We start from the raw sequence: 23,481 nt of genomic DNA, 5'->3' as shown, positions 1-23,481 counted from the left end.
TTTTATGTTAGTAGTGATTTCACGTAATCACGCGTTTCCTGATCCGTTTCACGTATGGCGAGAAGGTCTGGTTCCATGATTGGAACATGACGCTCCATCGCTCGTTCAATGAGTTCTTCAATCGCCAGAAAAGAAATTTTTTCTGATAAAAACGCTGCAACCGCCTCTTCATTGGCAGCATTTAAAACCGTCGGCATCGTTCCACCAATTTTTCCTGCCTCATATGCAAATTTTAAACAACGATAGCGATCAAAGTCCACCGTTTGAAAATGAAGTGTAGCAACCTCTGCCAAATTCAAACGTTTGGTTGTTGGCAATGGCAAACGATCTGGGTACGTCAATGCATATTGAATCGGAACACGCATATCTGGGGTGCCGAGTTGGGCAATCACGCTGCCATCATGAAATTGAACAAGCGAATGAATAATACTTTCTCTATGTAACAGAACATCGATTTGTTCATAAGGTAATTGGAAAAGCCAATGTGCTTCAATTATTTCCAATCCTTTATTCATCATGGTTGCCGAATCGATTGTAATTTTGGCTCCCATGGACCAATTCGGATGGCGTAACGCCTCGGCTACTGTTACGTTTTTTAGTTGTTCTCTCGTTCGATCGCGAAAACTTCCACCTGAAGCTGTTAAAATAATTTTTTCAATGTTTTTTTTCTTTTCTCCTTGTAAACATTGAAAAATAGCAGAATGCTCACTGTCAACCGGCAAGATGTCGACACCATGTTTTTTCGCTTCTCTCATCACAAGGTGACCAGCAGTCACTAACGTTTCTTTATTGGCTAACGCAATCGTTTTTTTTGCTTCAATTGCTTTTAAGGTTGGTACTAAACCAACGCTTCCCACAACGGCACTCACGACCATGTGCGCTTGATCATAAGTTGCCACTTCAATCAATCCGTCTTCCCCGAAACATACGTCTACTTTCCCTTTATATTCACTTTTCAGCTTTTTGAAATTTTCCTCATCTGCAACAGAAACAATGCGCGGAGAAAATTCCTCAATAATCTCGCGAGCGCGATCAATATTTCGCCCTACTGACATGGCAACAAGGCGAAATTCATCTGGATGCGAACGAATAACATCCAACGTTTGCATTCCAATCGAGCCTGTCGCTCCTAACAAGCTAATGAATTTCAATGAATTCACTCCTCTTTAAATAAGCTGAAAAAGATGCAGCAGCGGCAAAATAAATAATAAACTATCAAAACGATCTAAAATGCCGCCATGACCAGGCAAAATCGCGCCTGAATCTTTGACGCCATAATGTCGTTTAAACGCGGATTCAACTAAATCTCCCATTTGTCCAAAAGCCGATAAGGCAATCGTCCCTGCGGAAAGCAAAACGATTGATTCCGCAAAAGGGGAAAGCCATTGATAGATGAGCACGACGACAAGCGCGCAAACAATGCCGCCAATGGCTCCTTCGACCGTTTTGTTCGGGCTAATTTCTGGCCAAAGTTTTCGTTTTCCAAACGCACGGCCAACAAAATATGCGCCTGTATCTGTCGCCCAAATTAAAAATAACGCATAAAAAATATATTCCAGTCCTGCATGGCGTGTTTGGATGAAGAAATAAAAACCGACTCCAACATACAGGACAGAAATGACCATAAAGCCAACATCATCAAACGTAAAGCGGTTTTTTGAAATGACGGTGTACATGAGCAATAAAAACAATCCAAGTAAGCCAATTTCCATTTTTGTCATGCTTATGAAAGGTATATGCTTGCCTGGATATAAAAAGATCCACAGCAGAAGAAAACTAACGATGCTCGGGAAAGAAAAAATATTGATTTTTTTCATTCTGATCAACTCGAATAAACCAATCGTCGCCAATAAATAAGCAAGCACCAAAAATGGCAATCCACCGATGATGACAATCGGTAAAAAGAGAGCTGCTGCTAATACGCCTGTAATCACTCGCTGTTTCATCTTGAATTAAACTCCTCCAAATCGACGACCTCTTTGTTGAAATTCATAGATCGCCTGTAAAAAATGTTGTTCTGTAAAATCTGGCCAAAGCACATCTGTAAACCAAAATTCTGTATACGCAAGCTGCCAGAGCATAAAATTACTTAATCGAATTTCACCGCTTGTGCGAATGAGTAAATCAGGATCAGGCAAGTCATTCGTCATCAAATAGGAAGCAAAAAATTGTTCGTTGATTTCATTGATATCCACTTTTCCTGATTGAATATCTTGAATGATATTTCGCACAGCATTTGTAATTTCAGCGCGGCTGCCGTAGTTCAAAGCAAAGTTTAAAATGAGCCCCGTATTGTTTTTCGTTTCTTCGATCGCTTTTTCAACCGCTCGCAATGTATGAGCTGGTAATTGCTCTTTGTTTCCCATTACGCGAACTTGTACATTTTCTTGCACAAGCTCAGGCAAAAACGTTCCTAAAAATTCTTCAGGCAGTTTCATCAAATAATCTACTTCCGCTTTTGGTCTCTTCCAGTTTTCTGTTGAAAAAGCATAAAGGGTTAACACTTTAATCCCAAGTTCGTTAGCAAAACGAGTAATTTTTCGTACAACTTGCATCCCTTCATAATGCCCAGCCATGCGAGGCAACGCTCGTTTTTTTGCCCATCGTCCGTTTCCATCCATAATGATGGCGACATGTGCAGGCATCGGTCCTTGTAAAAGATCTTCTTTCCTATGTACCTGTGCTTTATTCTTCCACATTTTCATTTTATTTAACATGTAGCTAGTCCTCCGCTTTTAACTATCCATTTTATGTGATGAGGCTAGTTTAATGAAAAAGTAGGTCGCTCGTCAATCGTCCTATTTCGTAATTATAGCAAAAAACCCCCTATGAAAATAGAGGGGTTTTTCATCATGATTATACTTCCATTACTTCTTTTTCTTTATCTTTCGTAATCGCGTCGATTTTTGCGATATGATCGTCAGTAAGTTTTTGGATATCATCCGTATATCCACGTAATTCATCCTCTGTAATTTCGCCGTTTTTCTCCATCTTTTTCAATTCATCGTTCGCATCGCGACGAATATTACGAACAGCTACCTTCGCTTCTTCTGCATATTTTTTTACAAGTTTGACAAGTTCACGACGGCGTTCTTCCGTTAATGGTGGAATGGTAATGCGAATGACAGAACCGTCGTTAGAAGGCGTTAACCCTAGATCGGAAGACAAAATAGCTTTTTCAATTTCTTTTATGATGGATTTGTCGTAAGGTTGAATAACAAGCAAACGCGCTTCTGGAACTTGAATGCTCGCTAGCTGGATAATTGGCGTTGGCATTCCATAATAATCGACCGTAAGCTTTTCTAACAATGCAGGATTCGCACGACCTGCACGAATCGTTGCAAGTTCACGCGTAAATGCTTGAACCGCTTTATCCATTTTTTCTTTTGCAGTCGCTAACACTTGTTTTGGCATACTATTTCCCCCTTACAATTGTTCCGATGTTTTCACCTAACACCGCACGTTTAATATTTCCTTCTTCCATAATCGAGAACACAATTAAAGGAATATTGTTATCCATACAAAGTGAGGACGCAGTGGAGTCCATCACTCCCAAACCTTGTTTAATGACATCTAAATAAGAGAGTTCATCATACTTGACCGCATTTTTATCAATTTTCGGATCGGCGCTATACACGCCGTCGACATTATTTTTTGCCATTAAAATAACGTCTGCTTCAATTTCCGCTGCTCGTAGCGCGGCTGTCGTATCCGTTGAAAAATATGGATTTCCTGTACCTGCTGCAAAAATAACGACGCGCTTTTTCTCAAGATGGCGAATGGCCTTTCTTCTTATGTATGGTTCGGCCACTTGACGCATTTCAATCGATGTTTGCACGCGCGTTTGCACTCCTAAATTTTCAAGACTGTCTTGGAGAGCGAGGGAATTCATCACCGTTGCTAACATTCCCATATAGTCAGCCGTCGCACGGTCCATTCCCATTTCGCTTCCTGTTTTACCTCTCCAAATATTTCCTCCACCAACAACAACCGCTACCTCGACGCCTAATTCAGCTACTTCTTTTATTTGACGAGCAATGGATTGAATAACAGAAGGGTTAATACCAAAACCTTGATCACCAGCTAACGCTTCACCACTCAATTTCAACACAATGCGCTTATATTTTGGGCTACTCATTGTAAACCTCCATCTATCTCTTTAAAAATAGGGAACACAATTGTGTTCCCTATTTTTAAACTCATCAAACCGAAATCAATCATTACTTACGAACTTGGTTCATAACTTCTTCAGCAAAGTTGTCTTGGCGTTTTTCGATTCCTTCGCCAACTTCGTAACGAACAAAGCTTTTCACTGTAGCACCGTTTGATTCAACAAATTGACGTACTTTCATATCAGGATTTTTAACAAAGCTTTGCTCTAATAAGCAAATCTCTTCGAAAAATTTGCCTAGACGACCTTCAACCATTTTCGCAACAATATTTTCAGGTTTTCCTTCATTTAATGCTTGTTGCGTTAATACTTCGCGTTCGCGAGCAATTTCTTCTTCTGAAACTTGATCGCGAGAAACGTATTTTGGATTGATTGCTGCAATGTGCATCGCTACATCTTTTGCTACTTCTTCGTTTGTAGTGCCTTCTAACAATGTTAATACGCCGATGCGGCCTCCCATGTGCAAGTACGCACCGAATGCAGCGTTTTCACCTTTTTCAACAATCGCAAAACGGCGCAATGTAATTTTTTCACCAATTTTTGCAATCGCTGCATTAATATGTTCCTCTACAGTTGCACCGTTATCCATTTTTTGTTGTAATGCTTCTTCTACAGTTGCAGGTTTATGTTTTAATAAGTGAGCAGCAAGCTCTTTTACTAATGCTTTAAATTCTTCGTTTTTCGCTACGAAGTCTGTTTCAGAGTTTACCTCTAAAATAACAGCTGTATTTCCGTCAATTTCGATGAGCGTTGTTCCTTCTGCAGCGATACGGTCTGCTTTTTTCGCAGCTTTCGCAATTCCTTTTTCACGAAGCCAGTCAATTGCTTTTTCCATGTCACCGTTTGTTTCTGTTAATGCTTTTTTACAATCCATCATACCTGCGCCTGTTTTTTCGCGCAGTTCTTTTACCATTTGAGCAGTAATTGCCATTTTAATATCCTCCTTTTGTTGTCGCCAATATTATGTATACAAACAAAATTCGTTTTACAAATTTTGTTTGTGAACTTGTTACATTTAGTATACCCATAAAACGAAGTTTGTCTTAAAAAAAGGTGATAAAAGGCTTTCCCTCTTATCACCTTTGCGCTCATTACTCAGCTGTTACAACCGCTTCTTCACCTTGTTTTGCTTCTAAAACCGCATCAGCAATTTTAGATGTAAGAAGCTTCACAGCACGAATCGCATCATCGTTTGCAGGAATAACGTAATCAATTTCATCTGGATCGCAGTTTGTATCAACGATTCCGATGATTGGAATGTTTAGTTTGCGAGCTTCTGCAACGGCGATGCGTTCTTTGCGAGGATCAATCACGAACAACGCATCTGGCAATTCTTTCATTTCTTTAATTCCGCCTAAAAACTTTTCTAAACGCTCTAATTCTTTCTTTAACTTTACAACTTCTTTCTTAGGCAACACATCAAACGTTCCGTCTTCTGCCATTCTTTGAATTTCTTTTAAACGTTTAATGCGTTTTTGAATCGTTGCAAAGTTTGTTAATGTTCCACCTAACCAGCGTTGGTTCACATAAAACATTCCGCAACGTTCTGCTTCTTCTTTAACAGAATCTTGAGCTTGTTTTTTTGTACCAACGAACAAAATTTTTCCGCCGTTCGCTGCTAATTCTTTAACAAAATTATAAGCTTCTTCTACTTTTTTCACTGTTTTTTGAAGGTCAATGATATAAATACCATTGCGCTCAGTGAAAATGTACTTTTTCATTTTTGGGTTCCAGCGACGAGTTTGGTGTCCGAAGTGAACCCCTGCTTCAAGCAATTGCTTCATTGAAATAACTGACATCTTTCATCCTCCTAATTCGGTTTTTATTCCTCCGCTCACTTCATCTTTAAGCAAGACTGCCTAGCAGCACCGTTGCTTAAATCAATGAGCGTGTGTATTCACACCAAATAGAACTATATCACAATTAAAAAGCACATTCAAGCTATATTTGACTACTTTTGGCGAAATTTAAGCAAAAGCTCAATCTCTGTTTTACCTTTTTTTAATATTTTCGCTATTTCATCTAATTTCTTGCCTTGTTGTTGGAGACGAACCGCCTGTTCGACTAACTCTTGTACCGGTGGTTCCTCTTGGTGTTCATCCTGCACGGAAATCTCTAGACGGTCTTCAATCGCCTCAATGTTTGGTAAAGGAAGAAAAGGTTCTTCTTGTTTGATCTTCTTATTTTGTCTTGAATTTTGCCTTGAATGATTTTGTTTTGAAGCGAGTTGTCTTACAAAGCGGTCATTCTCTTCTTTAAACTCGACTAAATAGCTAGTCATCATCGTTTCCATTTCACGAATCATTTCAGCTTGTCGTTTTTCAATCTCCTTTACTTTCGCCCACTTTAAAAACAACAAGATGATTAGAAAAAAGGAAACAATATGAAAAATGAAGCTCGTAATCCATAGAAATGTTGCCATCTCATCCCTCTACCCTATAAAATCTATAAATGTTCCTTTATATGGATGTTTTTCTTCTGTCTTTTTTCTGTTCCGATCTTTTTGCCAGTTCGCTTTCTCGCTTCGTTCCGCTTTTGTTACTTGTTGTCGCATGCGTTCATCTTTCTTTTGAATATCCAGTGCTAATTGCTGCTGAGCAATTTGCCCTTGATATTGAAGCTGTTCCTGTAATTTGCCGACATCATGTGTTTTTGGGAGAGCTACCTGTAGTTCAATCAACTTTAAACTCATTTTATCACTTCCTTCACGCGAATGGTTGAAGGACTGCAACGCAAACTACAACGCTTTTTCAAGAATTTTTCTCATTTTAAACAACGCTTTTGCATGAATTTGTGATACCCTTGACGTCGACAATCCCATAATTTGAGCAATTTCTGTAAACGTCAACTCTTCTTTGTAAAACAAACTAATCACCAATTGTTCTTTTTCGTTTAATTGGCGAATCACTTCCGCTAATTGTGAAGATAATTCTTCTTTTAGCACATATTCTTCCGGTAAAAACGCCTTCTCATCTCGAATCGCAAATGCAGTTTGTTCCTGTTCTTCATCATCTAACGGTCGTTCATCAAGAGACAAAACATTAGCAAAAAACTCTTCATTCATGATGGTATAGACTTCTTCTTCGGTCATATTTAACTCGTCTGCTACTTCTTTCGCCGTAACAAAGCGCATATATTTTTGTTCCAGTCTTTCGATCGCAGCTTCAATTTTTTTCGCTTTTTCACGCGTGCTGCGCGGCAACCAGTCTTCTTTACGCAACCCATCTAAAATAGCACCGCGGATTCGAAACGAAGCATACGTGTCAAATTTTAAATCACGGGAAGGATCGAATTTCTCTAAAGCATCATACAGCCCAAGCAATCCAAAGCTTTTTAAATCATCTTTTTTCACGCTTTTCGGAAGGGATGCTGCAATGCGTTGAACATGATAGTCGACAAGTGGCATATACTTTTGAATAAGCTCATTCCCTGCTTCTGAATCACGGGAATATAACCACTTTTGCCAACATTGCTGTTCTTCATTTGCAAAAATATGAGCCATGCCATCCCTCCTCGTCACTCAGCAAACACGGCTTTTACATTTTTTATTATACAAAATGAAATGATAGGAAAAATACGCTCGTTAATTGAGTTTTGATTCTTTCATTCCCCATCGCTTTTTAACAGATGCCGAACATATTCGACAACCTTTCGTTGTTCTTCTTCGGAAAGATCTTCAAATAAATGTTCGATTTCAGCCACATTATTGGATTCCTCTATTCGAACTTTTTCTTGAACTTTTTCTTTTTGGTGATCTTTTTGAATAAATGAAAACATCCATCGAAAAAGATAAGCAATGAGAAAGAAGGAAAAAAAAGCAATCATCGAGCGCATCATGGTTGTCCATAAACCATTTTGTAAAAGCGAAAAAGAAAACGTAATCAAAAATCCAAAAAAGGCAAACAATAAGTTAAATTTCCATGTACCTACCATTAAATCTCACGAACTCCTTGATTAACCGTTCGAATGAGTAACATCCCTGTTTTTGGATTAAATTCAATCGTTCGCCCGCTGTTACCACCAACGTCTTCAGCTACAATCGGAACATTGAAACGACGCAATTGCTCATGCACCGCTTCGACATTCCGCGGACCAATTCGCATAATATCTGTACTCGCTGAGCGAAATTGAAACATTTGTGCACCGCCTGCTAATTTTGCTTTTAAAAAATTCGTTCTTCCCCCTGCCCTAATGACGCGCTGAATGAGTGCACCAACTGCGGTATCAGCGTATTTTGCTACGTTGACTTCATCGACTTTCGATAAGGATGAATCAGGCAGCATCACATGTGCCATACCCGCAATTTCTCTACCTAAATCATAAACCACGACACCGACGCACGAGCCTAATCCACACGTACGAATAAGATTCGGTGCTTTGACAACATTCATGTCAGCGATTCCGATTTTTACAACATGAGCCACTTCACTCATTTGACTCCACACCTAAAGCTCGAAAAATAATATTGAATGAATCCGGATCAAGGAGTAAGAAAAAGTGCCCGTTGACACGATCATCCGGTTGCTGTTCTTCATGGATAGCCGTGTCAATCACAATCACGCAATCGCCGACACGTGAAACTTCAATCAACCCGTAACTTAAAATGGCTCCAATCATATCAATACTTAGCTCAGGAACAGAGGGATACAAATTTAATTTTGTAAAATCGGATAAAGACGATAGATAGGATCCGGCAAGAATATTTCCTAGTTCTTGAAGAGCTGATAATGACAGCTCTGAGCACTCGCTTGTCAATTTAAATTGTGCATCCCCCGTCATTTGTTGAATAAACCGCTCCGCTTGTGGAAGCGATAAAACAAAAAACATGTTTCCTGGAGCGTCTCCTTCAATGCGCAAAAAGACAGCCGCAACGACATGATCAGCACCGCCCACAATATCCATCATTTCGTCAAAAGAAATAATCCGCACATCTGGGATGGTCATTTCAATTTTTTTGTTTAATAGTTTTGAGAGCGCAGTTGCGGCATGCCCCGCTCCGATATTTCCAATCTCCTTTAATATGTCTATATGAACAGCGTTCATGCGATCGAAATATGACATATGCGAACGACCTTCCTATACTTTCGTTGTTTCTAACACTTTTTCTAAATTCAATAAAATCAACAGCCGCTTCCCTATTTTCACAACTCCATTGATATAATCTACCGCAACCGAATCAACAACCTCTGGAGTTGGTTCAATTGCATCCGTTGAAATATCAATGACATCGTTTGCTGCATCCACAATCAATCCAACCTCAATTTCACCTAACGCCACAATAATCACACGAGTGTTGTCAGAAAACGCAGTTTCCTCAATTCCAAAGCGCGTCCGCAAATCAATAATGGGCGTAACGACTCCTCGTAAATTAATAACCCCTTTTACAAACTTCGGAACGCGTGGAACGCGTGTAATATGCTGAATTTTTTCGATCGACCGAACTTGCTGGACAGGAATGGCGTATTCCTTATCTTTTAATTGAAAGACAATCACTTTCAGTTCTGCCACATTGATCCCTCCATTTCACTGCTTGAAAGTTCTCGCTCCCGCTATTTGATTAGCGCGTTGCAATCGATAATAAGCGCCACTTGCCCGTCTCCTAAAATCGTTGCTCCTGAAATCGCAAAAACGGATGTTAAATAGTTTCCAAGCGATTTTAAAACGACTTCCTGCTGACCAATAAACGAGTCAACGACAAGTCCCGCCATTTTTTCACCTTTGCGCACAATCACAACGGATAAAAAGTCATCATCTTCTTTGGATACAGGCACTTCGAAAATATCCTTTAGGAAAAGCAACGGAACGACTTTTCCGCGGAAATCAATTACCTTTTGATTATGGGCATGTAAGATATCTTCTTTTTTCACAATCGCAGTTTCAATAATAGAAGAAAGTGGAATTGCATATTTTTCCTTTTGAATTTCAACAAGCATAACCGATATAATCGATAATGTTAATGGCAGCTGAATAGAGAAAATCGAGCCAACGCCTTCTTGTGAATCAACTGTGACAGAACCTCCAAGCGATTCAATTGTATTTTTTACAACATCTAACCCTACGCCTCGACCGGATATATCAGAAACTTTTTCAGCCGTTGAAAAACCGGAAGCAAATATTAGTTCATACACTTGTTTGTCTGTTAAGCTTGCTGCATTTTGTTCAGAAATAATTCCTTTACTAATGGCCTTTTTAAGAACCTTCTCGCGGCTAATTCCTGCACCATCATCTTCAATCTCAATAAAAACATGGTTGCCGCTATGGTATGCTTTTAATTTAACAGTTCCTTCTTCAGGCTTTCCTTTTGCTCTGCGTACATCCGGTGTTTCAATGCCATGATCAATCGCGTTGCGCAATAGATGAACAAGCGGGTCACCAATTTCATCGATCACCGTACGATCTAACTCTGTTTCTGCTCCGATGATTTCAAGGTTGATTTTTTTGCCTAAATCACGTGCGAGTTGCCGCACCATGCGCGGAAAGCGGTTAAAAACCGTTTCAATCGGAACCATGCGCATATTTAAAATAATATTTTGCAAATCGCCCGAAATGCGTGACATTCGTTCAACCGTTTCATGGAGCTCTGGATTGTTTAGTTCTCGTGAAATTTGTTCCAATCTTCCTCGGTCAATCACTAGCTCTTCAAATAAATTCATCAATATATCTAAACGTTCGATGTTTACGCGGATCGTTTTATTGCTTACATTTCCTTTCGACGATGAAGAACCGCTTTTCTCAGCTTGTTGCGTTTGCGCTTGTGTTTGTTTTGGTTTTTCTGTTTTCAGTTCTTCTGTTTTCAATTTTTCTTTTTCTTCAGCAGCTGGAGCCGCTTTCGAAAATTGAACAGGTTCAATAACTACTTCTTCTACTTCAGAAACTTTCATAATCCGTTTATACAAATCTTCTTTTGTTTCTTTTGAAACAACTGTAACGATAAACTCTTGATCGAATTGCTCTGCTTCTAGCATTTCCACCGTTGGAGAAGATTTAATAATTTCTCCGACCTGCTCAAGCACTTCAAAAATCATAAACACACGTGCCGCTTTTAACAAACAGTCTGCGCGGAGCTTGACACGAATTTCATAGCTGTTAAATCCTTGCTCTTTTGATTGTTGTAAAACGGTATATTCAAATTCATCGTACGTTTGTTGCAACAAAGTTGGTTTCTTGTCATCGCTCTTGGACGATGGTGTAACAGGTTCACCTTTTTCGATTTGTCTTAACTGCTGAACAACTTCTGTTACATCGCGCTTTCCGTCTCCGCCTTCCGCAATCGAATGAACCATCGCTTCGAGATCATCAACTGCACGAAAAACAACATCTAACAGCTCTGGCGTAACCGAAATTTTTTGGTTCCGAATCCCATCTAAAACATTTTCCATTTGATGGGTCAAGTTTGCTAAATCTTCAAATCCCATCGTCGCAGACATTCCTTTTAATGTATGAGCAGAGCGAAAGATCTCATTCACAATAGACAAATCTTCCGGATTTTTTTCCAATTCAAGCAATTGCTCGTTAATCGTCTGCAAATGTTCCTTACTTTCATCAATGAATACTTCGAGATATTGACTCATATCCATCGTTCCTACCCCCCTTAAGCATCTACATATTTCATAATCGCATCAGCAATTTTATCTAAATGAACAACCTCATCTGTTACATTGGCAGCGATCGCTGATTTCGGCATTCCAAACACAACAGATGACTCAGCTGATTCAGCAATTACTTTTGTATTTCCTGATGCTTTTAATTGTTTTAGTCCTTCTGTACCATCTGAGCCCATTCCCGTCATAATGACAGCGATTTTTTCGTAGTCCGCTAGCGTGCAAAGCGATTCGAACATGACATCAACAGATGGACGATGTCCGTTGCGAGCAGGAGATTCATCAAGGTGAACGGCCAAGGACATTCCGATTTTTTTCACTTGCAAATGCTGTCCACCCGGAGCAATGTAAGCTGTTCCTTTTTGAATGAGCTCGCCATCTTCCGCTTCTTTGACGCGAATACGGCAAATTGAATCTAAACGAGAGGCTAGCGATTTTGTAAAACCTTTCGGCATATGTTGCACAATTAAAATCGGAGCGTTGATCGTTTCTGGTAATTTCGATAACACATGTTGTAACGCCCGCGGACCACCCGTTGACGTGCCAATACAAACAATTTTTTTCTTCGTCGTGTTTGTTTTTATCGGCTCATTTGACTCTATTTTACTATATTGCTTTTGTGGCGGTATAGGAATTTTTGACTTTCTTTTCATGCATTGTAAATTTGCGTGACTAGCGAGCAATACTTTCTCGACAATTTGATCCTTAATTTTATACAAATCTAGCGAAATTGCTCCTGAAGGTTTCGCAATAAAGTCAACCGCTCCATATTGAAGCGCCAGAATGGTGTTCTCTGCACCTTCCCTCGTTGTACTTGAAATCATAACGACAGGAAGAGGATGTTGTTGCATAATATGCTTGAGCGTTTCAAGTCCGTCCATAATTGGCATTTCGACATCCAATGTCACTACATCGGGCTTCAATTCTTCAATTTTTCGAAGCGCTTCCTGTCCGTTTCTTGCTGTGCCGATGACTTCTAAACGGGGATCTTCAGACAGAAAATCGCTAATCAGCTTTCTCATGAAAGCAGAGTCATCAACAACCAACACTTTGGCTTTATTCACCGATGACAACCTACCTTTCTAGAAAGTATTGCCGCAGTTTTGTAAAAAAGTTGAACGAACGCTCTTTCCATTCTGCATCAACTTGATTCGTTATGTAACGTTCAACCACTTGAAGCATCGCTTTGCTCGCTTTTGCTGTCGGATCAAATAAAACAAAAGGAATTTGACGGATGACCGCTGTCGAAACGGCTCGATCTTCAGGTAATACCCCTAAAATTTTCACATCTTTCCCCAAAAATTTCTTTGCAGCATTTTTTAAACGGCTTAACGTTTCGTTTCCTTCTTTCTCCGAATGTGTTCGATTCACAAGGAGATAGAATGGAATGTTTTTTTCTAACAAATGAATATATTTCATCGTCGCATAAGCATCCGTGATCGCTGTCGGTTCTGGCGTCGTAATAATAAAAATTTCATCTACAGCCATTAACAGCTGCAACCGATCTTCTGAAATTCCAGCTCCCATATCAAAAATAATATAATCATAACTTTGTGAAACAAGTTGTAGCTGTTCAATAAAATACTGCACTTTTTCTTTGTCCATATTAAAAATTTCTGTTAATCCTGTACCGCCTGCAATAAACGATAAATTTTCCGGGCCTTTTTTAATAATATCGTGGATCGTTACATTCGTACGAAACATATCAATAATGGAGTACGATGAAGATTGCCCAAGTAAAATATCAATATTTCCCATACCGATATCCATGTCAAATAATAGAACGTTTCGTCCTTGTTTAGACAATGTCAGAGCAAAATTGAGCGAAAAGTTGGATTTACCAACCCCGCCTTTTCCGCTGATCACAGCAATCGCTTTTGTTTCTGTTTTTTCTTGCAGTTTTTTTAAACGTAAGCGTAAGCTTTCAGCTTGATCCCTCATCGTTGCTCGACCCCAATAATTGTATTTGCAATTATCGTTGGTGACGCTTCGATAATATCATCTGGAACATTTTGTCCGTGTGTTAAATAGGCTGCACCGATTTGGCAATCCATCATTAAATTCACCATCGCTCCATGTCGGCTTGTTTCATCTACTTTTGTAAAAATAAATTTATCGATGTGAATCAATGAAAATTGTTGATAAATCTCTTTCATATCGCATAGTTTAGCTGTTAAAGAAAGAACGAGAAACGTTTCCATTTCTTGATTAAAATCGATCAGTTCCTGCAAATCTTTTACGTATTTCGGATTGCGAAAATTTCTTCCAGCTGTATCAATGAAGACAATATCATAGCTTGCAAACTTCTCTTTTGCTTTGCGAAAATCGTCGAGGTTATAGCAAACTTCAAGCGGTACATCTAAAATTTTCGCATATGTTTTTAACTGATCAATCGCAGCAATTCGATACGTATCCGTCGTAATAAAAGCAACTTTTTTCTGATGCTTAATCACGCATTCAGCCGCCATCTTTGCCAACGTTGTCGTTTTTCCTACCCCTGTTGGGCCGACCACATTAACAAATTTTTTTTGGAACGAAATGCCCCCGAACGAGAAAGGGCTTAGCTTGTTAACCATTTCCTCATGAAGCCATCGCTTCACTTCTTCTTTCGATGCTGTTGCCCGCTCGAGATACCAACGCTCTAAAAGAGCGGACATCAATTGCTGGCGAATTTCATCAGAAATTTCTTGTTCCATTAGCAATGCGTTCATTTCTCTTAAAGGTTCTGGATAATGCTCAAAATTTGTTGCGACACCTACGGATAACTTTTGCATGATCGTCTTTAACTCGTTAATTTCTTTTAACAGTCGATCATCTTGTACTCGCTCAACCTGCGGCTTTTCTTCTTTTCTTTTTTCCTTGATTTTTCGTACATTTAACTCCGGCTTTGAATCAACGGCTGCAATCACTTCAATATTTTTTCGTGAGAATAAGCCAAGAAATCCTTTTTTATGAACAACTTTTGAGTTTAAAATGACGGCATCATTTCCAAGTTCTGCGCGGATCATTTTCATTGCTTCAGGCATGGATGATGCGACAAATTTCTTCACTTTCATTCAATATCCACCACCCCAACGCTTTGAACTTCGACATTCGTCTCAAGTTCATTATAGGATAAAACCGGAACATTTGGAAAATAGCGCTCTGTCAACTGTCTTACATACATGCGTACAGCTGGGGAACAAAGTAAAATTGGCGCTTGATCTTGAAATGAAAATTGTTCAATTTGAGAAGCAATGGCTTCAATAATCGCTTGTGATATCGTTGGATCGAGCGCTAAATAATTTCCGTGCTCTGTTTGTTGCACTCCTTCCGCAATCGCTTTTTCGACCTTTCCTGATAACGTAATGACTTTCAGCGTTTCACCATTGACAACATACTGGTTTGTAATTTGTCTTGCAAGCGCTTGTCGTACATATTCCGTTAATAAATCCGTGTCTGTTGTCATTCGTCCAAAATCCGCAAGCGTTTCAAAAATAACAGGTAAATTGCGAATCGATACTTTTTCTTTTAACAATTTCGCCAATACTTTTTGAACATCTCCAATGGATAAAGGATTCGGTGTGACCTCTTCGACTAAAATTGGATAAGTCTCTTTTAAATGATCGATGAGCTGCTTTGTCTCTTGACGACCTAATAATTCATGCGCATGAGCTTTCAACAATTCTGTAATATGCGTTGAAACAACAGATGGCGGATCAACAACTGTATAGCCAAGCATTTCGGCTTTTTCTTTCATTTCCTCTGTAATCCATTTTGCTGGAAGACCAAATGCTGGCTCAATCGTGTCAATTCCTTCAATCGAATCGTCATCCATGCCTGGGCTCATCGCTAAATAATGATCAAGCAGCAATTCACCTCTTGCGACTTCGTTTCCTTTTATTTTTAAACGATACTCGTTTGGCTGAAGCTGAATGTTGTCACGAATGCGCACAACCGGAATAACGATCCCTAGTTCAAGAGCAAGCTGACGACGAATCATAACGATTCGATCTAATAAATCCCCGCCTTGATTGGCATCCGCAAGCGGAATGAGACCATATCCAAATTCAAATTCAATTGGATCAACGCTCAGTAAACTAACGACGCTTTCTGGACTTTTCATTTGATCCATTTCAACTTCTTCTTCCGCTACCTCTTGACTCATTTCTTCTTTTTTCGATAGCTTACTTAAATTGTATCCTCCAAGAGCCAATAGGGATGCAACTGGAATCGTTAGCAAGTCATTGATCGGCGTAAATAGGCCAAGTAAAAAAATCGTTCCTGCTGTTACATATAACATTTTTGGGTACGCAAACAATTGCTGCATAATGTCGGCGCCTAAATTTTCATCCGAAGCAGCACGAGTGACCACAATCCCTGTCGCTGTCGAGATTAATAAAGCTGGAATTTGGCTTACAATGCCGTCTCCGACCGTAAGAAGCGTATATCGTTGTGCCGCTTCACCCACATCTAATCCATGCTGAACGACTCCGATCACCATTCCAAAAAGCATATTAATGACGACAATGATAATTCCTGCAATCGCATCCCCTTTCACAAATTTGCTCGCTCCATCCATCGCGCCGTAAAAATCGGCCTCTCTCGCCACTTTTTCGCGGCGTTCACGAGCCTGCTGTTCAGAAATGATTCCCGCATTCAAATCAGCATCGATGCTCATTTGTTTCCCTGGCATCGCATCTAACGTAAAGCGGGCTGCTACTTCCGAAACACGTTCAGCACCCTTTGTAATCACAACAAACTGGATAATGATTAAAATTAAAAACACAACAAAACCAACGACAACATTTCCGCCAACGACAAACGTTCCAAACGTTTCGACGACTCCACCCGCTTCTCCTTTACTTAAAATCGAGCGAGTCGTGGAAACGTTCAAACCGAGACGGAATAACGTTAACAAAAGAAGAAGCGAAGGGAAAATCGAAAATTGCAGCGGCTCACGCACATTCATCGATGTAAGGAGAACTAATAGCGCAAGAGAAATATTCAATATAATGAGGACACTAAGCAGCCAAGATGGCAGTGGAATGATCAGCATCGCAACGATGAATACTACGCTAACTAACACAGACAAATCTCTTGCAGACATAAACTTTCTCTCCTGTTCAAACAATCAAATTAAATTTTTTTCTTTAATCGATACACATAGGCCAAAATTTCAGCAACCGCTTTAAAAAATTGTTCTGGAATTACCATGCCTATTTCTGTTTGCTCATATAACGCACGAGCTAAAGGACGATTTTCGACAACGACAATATCGTGTTCTTTCGCAATTTCTTTTATTTTTTGGGCAATATAATCAACACCTTTTGCCACGACCATCGGTGCATCCATTTGCTGCTCATCATATTTTAACGCAACGGCAAAATGGGTCGGATTGGTAATGACCACATCGGCTTTTGGTACTTCTTGCATCATTCGCCGCATCGCCATTTCTCGTTGCTTTTGTTTAATGCGCGATTTAATGAGCGGATCTCCTTCGGTTTTTTTATACTCATCTTTAATATCTTGTTTGGACATGCGAATATTTTTTTCAAAATCAAAGCGTTGATACAAATAATCTAGTAATGCAAGAAATAAAAGAGAGACGGAGGCATATAATCCCATCTTGATCGTCAAATCACCAAGAGTAAGAAAAATCGATTGAACCGATTTATGAGATAACAATAAAATTTCATCTAAACGAAACCATAAAACAGAGAATGTCACAAGACCGACGAATAAAATTTTTAAAATGGACTTTAGCAATTCAACGACCGAGCGCAATGAAAAAATACGTTTAAATCCTTGAATTGGATCGAGTTTACTTAATTTCATTTGTAACGGCTCAGTCGTAAAGAGAAAGCCAATCTGCAAAAAATTAGCGAAAATAGCCGCGGCGATGGCTGCTAAAAAAACGGGACCAACAATCGCCAACAGTTGTCGAATAATCCCGACAAATATCGCTTGCACAGAGTCAACGGTTAAATCAACAAAGAAATAATGTTGAAAGGATTGGCGAAAAATATTAGAAAAAGTAGTTTGCCAAACTTGTCCCGAAAAAAGTAATACTAAAAACACAACGAGCATTAAAAAGGCAGCATTAAGATCGGCGCTTTTGGCCACTTGCCCTTTTTTCCGAACTTCTTGTCGCTTTCTTGGCGTCGCTTTTTCTGTCTTTTCCCCTGAGAAAAACTGTAAATCTAATGAGAGCCAAGTCATTTACGTTCCCCCTAAAAGTTCCATCATTCCGCGCATCGAAAGAAGCACCAATTCAAATAACTGTTTTGTCACTGCGAATAAACTGGAAAAAACAACGAGGAAAATGATGAAACTAACGAGAATTTTTATTGGCAACCCAACAACAAAAATGTTGAGTTGAGGAACTGTTCGCGCCACAATTCCTAGCGCAACATCAACTAGAAATAAACAACCGACAATGGGGATCGACATTTGAAAAGCGACAACAAACATAGCTTGAAATGTTTTGATTATATATTCAACAACGTTTTCATGGCCAAAAGGCAACCAAAGTTGATCAATCGGAACGAGACGATAACTATAAAAAACACCATCTAACAATAAGTGATGTCCATTGACGGCCAAAAGGAAAAACAAAGCAAGCGTATATAAATATTGTCCCATTAACGGGCTTTGGACCCCTGTCTGCGGATCGATCACATTGGCAATCGCGAATCCCATTTGGAAATCGATAAGCCCTCCAGCAATTTGAATGGCGGACATAATCATAAACGCAATCAATCCAATGAATAATCCGACTAACACTTCTTTGATGATGAGCATAAAATAAACGCCATCAATAGACAACGGTTTTTTCTCAATGGTAAAGAACATAATCCAGCTAATAAAGAACGCAAGACCAATTTTATGGGTTGTTGGAATGTTTCGATATGAAAAAAGCGGCAACGTCACAAAAAAAGAGGCAACGCGCGCAAACACTAACAAAAAAGCAGGAAAATACGTATACAAAACTTCCATAGCATCATCCTATAAACTTACTTAAATTACTAAAGATATCATACGTATAAGAAATCATGCGTGAAAGCATCCATGGCCCGAAAAAAACAAGCCCAATCAATACTGCGACAATTTTTGGAACAAACGCTAATGTTTGCTCTTGAATTTGCGTCGTTGCCTGCAAAATACTAATAATCAATCCAACCGCGAGCGCCAGAAGCATCAACGGTCCACAAATTAGGAGAACCATATATACACCGCGTTCAGCAACTTGAATAACAAAATCTGGACTCATCTTCATCCACCTACTTTAAAAGCTCTCAAGTAACGACTTAACGACTAAATACCAGCCATCAACAAGCACAAACAACAAAATTTTGAACGGCAAAGAAATCATGACTGGCGGAAGCATCATCATTCCCATGGACATCAAAACGCTTGCCACAACCATATCGATGACTAAAAACGGAATAAACAACATAAAGCCAATTTGAAACGCTGTTTTTAATTCACTAATCGCAAATGCAGGAACAAGCGTTGTAAGCGGAATATCTTGAACCGTTTTCGGCTGTTCAGCCCCAGCATAGTTCAAAAAAAGCGCTAAATCTTTTTGCCGCGTATGTTTACTCATAAATTCTTTCAGCGGAATTTCCGCACGCTTGTAGGCTTCTTCTAAATTAATTTTCTCCTCAAACAACGGCTGCAATGCTTCTTGATGAATTTGCTGAAACGTCGGTGCCATGATGAAAAACGTTAAGAAAAGCGATAAACCAATGAGCACTTGGTTTGGTGGCATTTGTTGTGTTCCGAGCGAAGTTCTGACAAACGAAAGAACAATAACAATTCTTGTAAATGATGTCATCATAATTAAAATGCTCGGTGCCAACGATAAAACGGTCAATAACAGCAACAATTTAACGGAAGTTGACACATGTTCTGGATCGCTGTTATTGAAAAATTGCATCACTTCATTCATCGGTTGTTGTCCCTTTCTTTTCAAGCTCTGCTAATGCTTTTTTTCGCTCTTGCGACAATTGTTGCAGTTGATGGCTTAACAATTGTCGGAACGATTCAACATTTTGTTCCTTTCTCTGTTCCTTCTTAAACCACACCCCAATTTTTTGCAGCCATTGATTTGGTTCGATTAATTGATCGAGCCGTGCATTATACTCTGCTAAAATCTCTTTCACTTCATTTTCGTCATCAATTTCTTTTAAAAGGTGAATGGATTCTCCAACACCGACCACAAGTATGCGATTTCCAACCTTAATAAGCTGAACGGAACGATTCGTTCCTAAACTCGTCCCGCCTAAATGCTCAACCAATCCCCGCCGCTGTTGATAAAAACGACTGCGGCTGTTCATCCACTTTAAAAGGGTATAAATTAAAAAGAGAATAAAAATCGTCGCCAAAATCATCTTAAAAAAATCCCAAACAGAGAAAGGGGATTGACCTTGCGCTACAGGTGAATCTCCTCTCTCTTGATCGGGAAGTGTTTCATTTTTACATTTTTCAGGATGTTCAAGACATTCTTTTACACTTCTTGACTGTTCTGCAAAAGCAGGCATGCCTGCTTGCAGAACAGCGAATGCGCAGATCAAAATAGAGACAAAAATGATGCACAAACGACGCAATATGGCTCCACCTCTAATTTCGTTATCCGAGTGTTTTATTAATGGCTTCAATGACACGATCCGCTTGAAACGGTTTGACGATAAAATCTTTCGCACCTGCTTGAATTGCATCGATCACCATTGCTTGTTGCCCCATCGCTGAGCACATAATGACTTTTGCATTGCTATCGATTTTTTTGATTTCCTTTAGCGCCGTAATTCCATCCATTTCCGGCATGGTAATATCCATTGTGACTAAGTCAGGGCGAAATTCTTTATAATATTCAATCGCTTGCAATCCGTCCGCCGCCTCAGCAACAACTTCGTGACCATTTTTTGTTAAAATATCTTTAATCATCATTCTCATAAATGCGGCATCATCCACCACTAAAATTCTCGCCATTCTCCAAACCTCCCAAAAAATCTATCTATCTTAATTTGTTCAAACGATCGCTTGGGCTAATAATGTTCGTGACACGAACCCCAAAGTTTTCATCAATAACAACGACCTCACCTTTGGCAATGAGCTTATTATTGACTAAAATGTCGACCGGTTCACCAGCTAGCTTATCAAGTTCAATAATCGAGCCAGCAGATAGATTTAAAATCTCTTGCACAGACCGCTTCGTTCGTCCAAGTTCCACTGTCACTTGCAGCGGAATGTCTAAAAGCATGTTCAAATTTCTTGCTTCTGTTTCCTGTAAAGGCATCGGCTCAAAACTTGCAAAAGCCGCTGGTTGAATGTTCACCGGCTGATTGGTTGCCGCACCCATGCCAAAATGATGCGGACCTTGTTGAGTGCTCGTTGATTGAGTATTCGTTGATTGAGTGTTCGTTGATTGAGTGTTCGTTGATTGAGTGTTCGTTGATTGAGTGTTCGTTGATTGAGTGCTCGGTTGCTCATAACCGGCTGAATGCGTTGAACCCATCGATTGCGGTGACTCATTCGAAGATGAACGCTGTTCCGATTGTGTATGATTGCTCATATTCATTGTAGCCGATGTTGATTCATTTGTACTAGGCGGATTAAGCAAATTTTGGACTAATTCTTTCGCAAAATCAACCGGCAACAGTTGCATAATGCTTGAGTCGATTAATTCGCCAATCTTTAAACGAAACGATACTTTCACTAGCACATCTTCCGTCGGTAAATGCTCTAATCCTTCCCCTTCTTTTAAATCCAGCAAGTGCAGCGTCGGTGGCGAAATATCGACTTTTTTATTAAAGACCGTCGACATCGATGTCGCCGCTGAGCCCATCATTTGATTCATCGCTTCTTGAACAGCGCTCAACTGAATTTCTCCCAGAACGTCAGAAGGATTTTTTCCGTCCCCGCCCAACATTAAATCGGCAATAATCGATGCGTCTTCTTGCTTAATAACAAGTAAATTTGTTCCTAAAAAACCTTCTGTATAATTGACTTGAACGGCGACATACGGATGCGGAAATTCTTCAACAACACGATCACGTTCGATGAGTGATACGCTTGGCGTCGTAATTTCGACTTTTTGATTTAATAGCATCGACAACGCCGTCGCTGAACTACCAAACGAAATATTCCCGATCTCGCCAATAGCATCTTGCTCAATTGGCGTTAATACTTCATCAATTGCTAATGTGCTAGACGGAACAGGTTCTTCATCAATTCCACGCAACAATGCATCAATTTCATCTTGTGATAACATATCATCACTCATCATCGTCTTCTCCCCCCTTTATAGTATCTAAAATTTGCACCGCCAAGCGCTTATGCATTTTACCAGGTTGCCCAGTAAACTTCGGCACTTCCCCGATTTTCACTACTAACGGTTCATGAATCGTTTGATCTAGTTGAATCACATCTCCAACTCCCAGCTGTAAAAATTCTTGAATGGTAATGGTTGCAGTTCCGAGTTCAGCAATAACAGGAACGTGCGCTCGTTTTAATCGTTTTTCTAACGCTTGTACTTCTTGCGGTTCACGCTCTTTTTTTTGCGTTTGCATCCAATAATGCACGGAAAGCCTTGGAATAATTGGCTCTAGAACAACATACGGAATACAAATATTAATCATTCCGCTGCTATCCGCAATTTGCGTGTTTAACGAAATGACAACGACTGTATCATTCGGCGAAACCATCTGCAAAAACTGCGGATTCACTTCAAAATCCGTTAAAATTGGATCGATTTCCGCAATGGATTCCCAAGCGTCACGCAAATGGCTAAATGCCTTTTCAAACAAATTGGTCATGATTTTCGTTTCAATTTCCGTTAAATTGTCAACTTTATTAATGCTCGTCCCCCTCCCGCCTAACATGCGGTCGAGCATCGCATAAGCGATGTTCGGGTTAACCTCCAATAAAATCCGTCCATCGAGCGGCGGCACCTCAAACACGTTTAAAATGGTCATTTTCGGAATCGAACGAATAAATTCTTCATATGGCAATTGATCAGCAGAAGCAACAGAAATTTGCACATACGTGCGCAATTGCGCTGAAAAAAACGTCGTTAATAACCGCGCGAAATTTTCATGAATACGCGTTAAACTGCGAATTTGATCTTTTGAGAAGCGCAGCGCCCGTTTAAAATCGTATACTTTCACCTTTTTCGTTGCTTCTTCTTTTTTCAGCTCATCAGCGCTCATTTCTCCAGTTGACAGCGCCGCTAATAAAGCATCTATTTCGCTTTGTGACAATACTTCTCCCGACAAATTTCTCACCTCCTACTCCGTTTACTCCATTACTTATTGGAGAATAAAGGAGGTTATATAAATTTTTTCAACTTTTCCTTCTTGCATCAACTGGTTAATTCGCTCTTGCAATTTTTTTTCAAGTAGAAGTTTTCCTTGTTTTCCTTTAAACTCTTCCGATTTCATTTCAGACAATTCTTCGATGATAATGCTTTTAATTTGAAAATCGCGCTTTTCTGCTTCTTCTCTTGCTTTTTCGCTGTCGGTTTGAATTTTAAAGGCGATTTTCACGAAATGGTCGTCCATTAAATTCGTCGTCATTTCAGGAATGTCGAACGAACTCGCAACAATTTCGTCGGCCGTCGGCTCGCCCGAATCTTCTTTCCCCTTAAAATTCATGATAACAACGAGCGCAACAACGCTGACAAGTGTAATCACAATCATGATAATCAGCATCATTTTTAACAATTTA

28 protein-coding genes are annotated in these 23,481 nt (G+C 39.7%); all 28 read right to left on the bottom strand.

The window, feature by feature from the left end; all coding sequences use genetic code 11:
* Window positions 1–2: 2 nt before the first annotated feature.
* Window positions 3–1,160 carry a 1-deoxy-D-xylulose-5-phosphate reductoisomerase gene (dxr, locus tag EDD69_RS06625; protein WP_132948174.1) on the bottom strand — a complete coding sequence of 386 codons (1,158 nt, stop codon included), beginning with the start codon at window positions 1,158–1,160 and terminating at the stop codon, window positions 3–5.
* A gap of 6 nt (window positions 1,161–1,166) precedes the next feature.
* Window positions 1,167–1,946 (bottom strand): phosphatidate cytidylyltransferase, encoded by a 780-nt coding sequence (locus tag EDD69_RS06620; RefSeq protein WP_132948173.1) that lies wholly within the window; start codon window positions 1,944–1,946, stop codon window positions 1,167–1,169.
* A 6-nt stretch (window positions 1,947–1,952) separates the two neighbouring features.
* Entirely contained in the window at window positions 1,953–2,717 is a 765-nt protein-coding gene (locus EDD69_RS06615) for an isoprenyl transferase (RefSeq protein ID WP_132948172.1), read from the bottom strand.
* A 139-nt stretch (window positions 2,718–2,856) separates the two neighbouring features.
* The gene (gene frr / locus EDD69_RS06610; RefSeq protein WP_132948171.1) at window positions 2,857–3,414 is read right to left on the bottom strand and encodes a ribosome recycling factor; all 558 of its coding nucleotides are present in this window, start codon (window positions 3,412–3,414) and stop codon (window positions 2,857–2,859) included.
* Between the two features lies 1 nt (window position 3,415).
* Window positions 3,416–4,138 (bottom strand): UMP kinase, encoded by a 723-nt coding sequence (gene pyrH / locus EDD69_RS06605; RefSeq protein WP_132948170.1) that lies wholly within the window; start codon window positions 4,136–4,138, stop codon window positions 3,416–3,418.
* Window positions 4,139–4,220: 82 nt separating this feature from the next.
* Window positions 4,221–5,102 (bottom strand): translation elongation factor Ts, encoded by an 882-nt coding sequence (gene tsf / locus EDD69_RS06600; RefSeq protein WP_132948169.1) that lies wholly within the window; start codon window positions 5,100–5,102, stop codon window positions 4,221–4,223.
* 160 nt (window positions 5,103–5,262) lie between these two features.
* A complete protein-coding gene (gene rpsB, locus EDD69_RS06595; RefSeq protein ID WP_132948168.1) occupies window positions 5,263–5,970 on the bottom strand; it encodes a 30S ribosomal protein S2 in 708 nt (235 codons plus the stop codon).
* Window positions 5,971–6,122: 152 nt separating this feature from the next.
* Window positions 6,123–6,593, bottom strand: a complete 471-nt coding sequence (locus EDD69_RS06590; protein ID WP_132948167.1) for a hypothetical protein — start codon at window positions 6,591–6,593, stop codon at window positions 6,123–6,125.
* A 9-nt stretch (window positions 6,594–6,602) separates the two neighbouring features.
* Window positions 6,603–6,863 (bottom strand): hypothetical protein, encoded by a 261-nt coding sequence (locus EDD69_RS06585; protein ID WP_132948166.1) that lies wholly within the window; start codon window positions 6,861–6,863, stop codon window positions 6,603–6,605.
* A gap of 45 nt (window positions 6,864–6,908) precedes the next feature.
* Window positions 6,909–7,673, bottom strand: a complete 765-nt coding sequence (locus tag EDD69_RS06580; RefSeq protein WP_132948165.1) for a FliA/WhiG family RNA polymerase sigma factor — start codon at window positions 7,671–7,673, stop codon at window positions 6,909–6,911.
* A 101-nt stretch (window positions 7,674–7,774) separates the two neighbouring features.
* On the bottom strand, window positions 7,775–8,104 hold the full coding sequence (locus EDD69_RS06575; RefSeq protein ID WP_132948164.1) for a hypothetical protein: 330 nt from the start codon (window positions 8,102–8,104) through the stop codon (window positions 7,775–7,777).
* A complete protein-coding gene (locus tag EDD69_RS06570; RefSeq protein ID WP_132948163.1) occupies window positions 8,104–8,604 on the bottom strand; it encodes a chemotaxis protein CheD in 501 nt (166 codons plus the stop codon). The genes EDD69_RS06575 and EDD69_RS06570 overlap by 1 nt, the downstream gene beginning before the upstream one ends.
* On the bottom strand, window positions 8,597–9,232 hold the full coding sequence (locus tag EDD69_RS06565) for a chemotaxis protein CheC (RefSeq protein ID WP_132948162.1): 636 nt from the start codon (window positions 9,230–9,232) through the stop codon (window positions 8,597–8,599). The genes EDD69_RS06570 and EDD69_RS06565 overlap by 8 nt, the downstream gene beginning before the upstream one ends.
* A gap of 15 nt (window positions 9,233–9,247) precedes the next feature.
* The gene (locus EDD69_RS06560) at window positions 9,248–9,679 is read right to left on the bottom strand and encodes a chemotaxis protein CheW (protein ID WP_132948161.1); all 432 of its coding nucleotides are present in this window, start codon (window positions 9,677–9,679) and stop codon (window positions 9,248–9,250) included.
* A gap of 41 nt (window positions 9,680–9,720) precedes the next feature.
* Window positions 9,721–11,748 carry a chemotaxis protein CheA gene (locus EDD69_RS06555; protein WP_132948160.1) on the bottom strand — a complete coding sequence of 676 codons (2,028 nt, stop codon included), beginning with the start codon at window positions 11,746–11,748 and terminating at the stop codon, window positions 9,721–9,723.
* Window positions 11,749–11,762: 14 nt separating this feature from the next.
* The gene (locus tag EDD69_RS06550; RefSeq protein ID WP_132948159.1) at window positions 11,763–12,836 is read right to left on the bottom strand and encodes a protein-glutamate methylesterase/protein-glutamine glutaminase; all 1,074 of its coding nucleotides are present in this window, start codon (window positions 12,834–12,836) and stop codon (window positions 11,763–11,765) included.
* A gap of 10 nt (window positions 12,837–12,846) precedes the next feature.
* Entirely contained in the window at window positions 12,847–13,713 is an 867-nt protein-coding gene (locus tag EDD69_RS06545; RefSeq protein ID WP_132948158.1) for a MinD/ParA family protein, read from the bottom strand.
* On the bottom strand, window positions 13,710–14,828 hold the full coding sequence (gene flhF, locus EDD69_RS06540) for a flagellar biosynthesis GTPase FlhF (RefSeq protein ID WP_132948157.1): 1,119 nt from the start codon (window positions 14,826–14,828) through the stop codon (window positions 13,710–13,712). The genes EDD69_RS06545 and flhF overlap by 4 nt, the downstream gene beginning before the upstream one ends.
* Window positions 14,825–16,861 carry a flagellar biosynthesis protein FlhA gene (flhA, locus tag EDD69_RS06535; RefSeq protein ID WP_132948156.1) on the bottom strand — a complete coding sequence of 679 codons (2,037 nt, stop codon included), beginning with the start codon at window positions 16,859–16,861 and terminating at the stop codon, window positions 14,825–14,827. The genes flhF and flhA overlap by 4 nt, the downstream gene beginning before the upstream one ends.
* A gap of 29 nt (window positions 16,862–16,890) precedes the next feature.
* Complete coding sequence (flhB, locus tag EDD69_RS06530; protein WP_132948155.1) at window positions 16,891–17,973, bottom strand: flagellar biosynthesis protein FlhB; 1,083 nt, start codon at window positions 17,971–17,973, stop codon at window positions 16,891–16,893.
* Window positions 17,974–18,750, bottom strand: coding sequence for a flagellar biosynthetic protein FliR (gene fliR, locus EDD69_RS06525; RefSeq protein WP_132948154.1), 777 nt, complete (start codon window positions 18,748–18,750; stop codon window positions 17,974–17,976).
* Window positions 18,751–18,754: 4 nt separating this feature from the next.
* Window positions 18,755–19,024, bottom strand: coding sequence for a flagellar biosynthesis protein FliQ (fliQ, locus tag EDD69_RS06520; protein WP_132948153.1), 270 nt, complete (start codon window positions 19,022–19,024; stop codon window positions 18,755–18,757).
* A gap of 15 nt (window positions 19,025–19,039) precedes the next feature.
* Window positions 19,040–19,705: a flagellar type III secretion system pore protein FliP gene (fliP, locus tag EDD69_RS06515; RefSeq protein WP_132948152.1), complete on the bottom strand. Its 666-nt coding sequence runs from the start codon at window positions 19,703–19,705 to the stop codon at window positions 19,040–19,042.
* Window positions 19,698–20,363, bottom strand: a complete 666-nt coding sequence (fliZ, locus tag EDD69_RS06510) for a flagella biosynthesis regulatory protein FliZ (protein ID WP_243643051.1) — start codon at window positions 20,361–20,363, stop codon at window positions 19,698–19,700. Before fliZ ends, fliP begins: the two co-directional genes overlap by 8 nt.
* A gap of 22 nt (window positions 20,364–20,385) precedes the next feature.
* Window positions 20,386–20,745, bottom strand: coding sequence for a response regulator (locus EDD69_RS06505; RefSeq protein ID WP_132948150.1), 360 nt, complete (start codon window positions 20,743–20,745; stop codon window positions 20,386–20,388).
* A 25-nt stretch (window positions 20,746–20,770) separates the two neighbouring features.
* Complete coding sequence (gene fliY / locus EDD69_RS06500) at window positions 20,771–22,042, bottom strand: flagellar motor switch phosphatase FliY (protein WP_132948149.1); 1,272 nt, start codon at window positions 22,040–22,042, stop codon at window positions 20,771–20,773.
* A complete protein-coding gene (fliM, locus tag EDD69_RS06495; protein WP_132948148.1) occupies window positions 22,032–23,030 on the bottom strand; it encodes a flagellar motor switch protein FliM in 999 nt (332 codons plus the stop codon). Before fliM ends, fliY begins: the two co-directional genes overlap by 11 nt.
* A gap of 33 nt (window positions 23,031–23,063) precedes the next feature.
* Window positions 23,064–23,477 (bottom strand): flagellar basal body-associated protein FliL, encoded by a 414-nt coding sequence (gene fliL / locus EDD69_RS06490; protein WP_132948208.1) that lies wholly within the window; start codon window positions 23,475–23,477, stop codon window positions 23,064–23,066.
* Between the last annotated feature and the right edge of the window lie 4 nt (window positions 23,478–23,481).

Source organism: Thermolongibacillus altinsuensis, assembly GCF_004341205.1.
GTDB classification, from domain to species: Bacteria; Bacillota; Bacilli; order Bacillales; family Anoxybacillaceae; genus Thermolongibacillus; species Thermolongibacillus altinsuensis.
The sequence above is the reverse complement of the archived record's forward strand: the minus strand, read 5'-3'. Positions and strand labels throughout refer to the sequence as shown.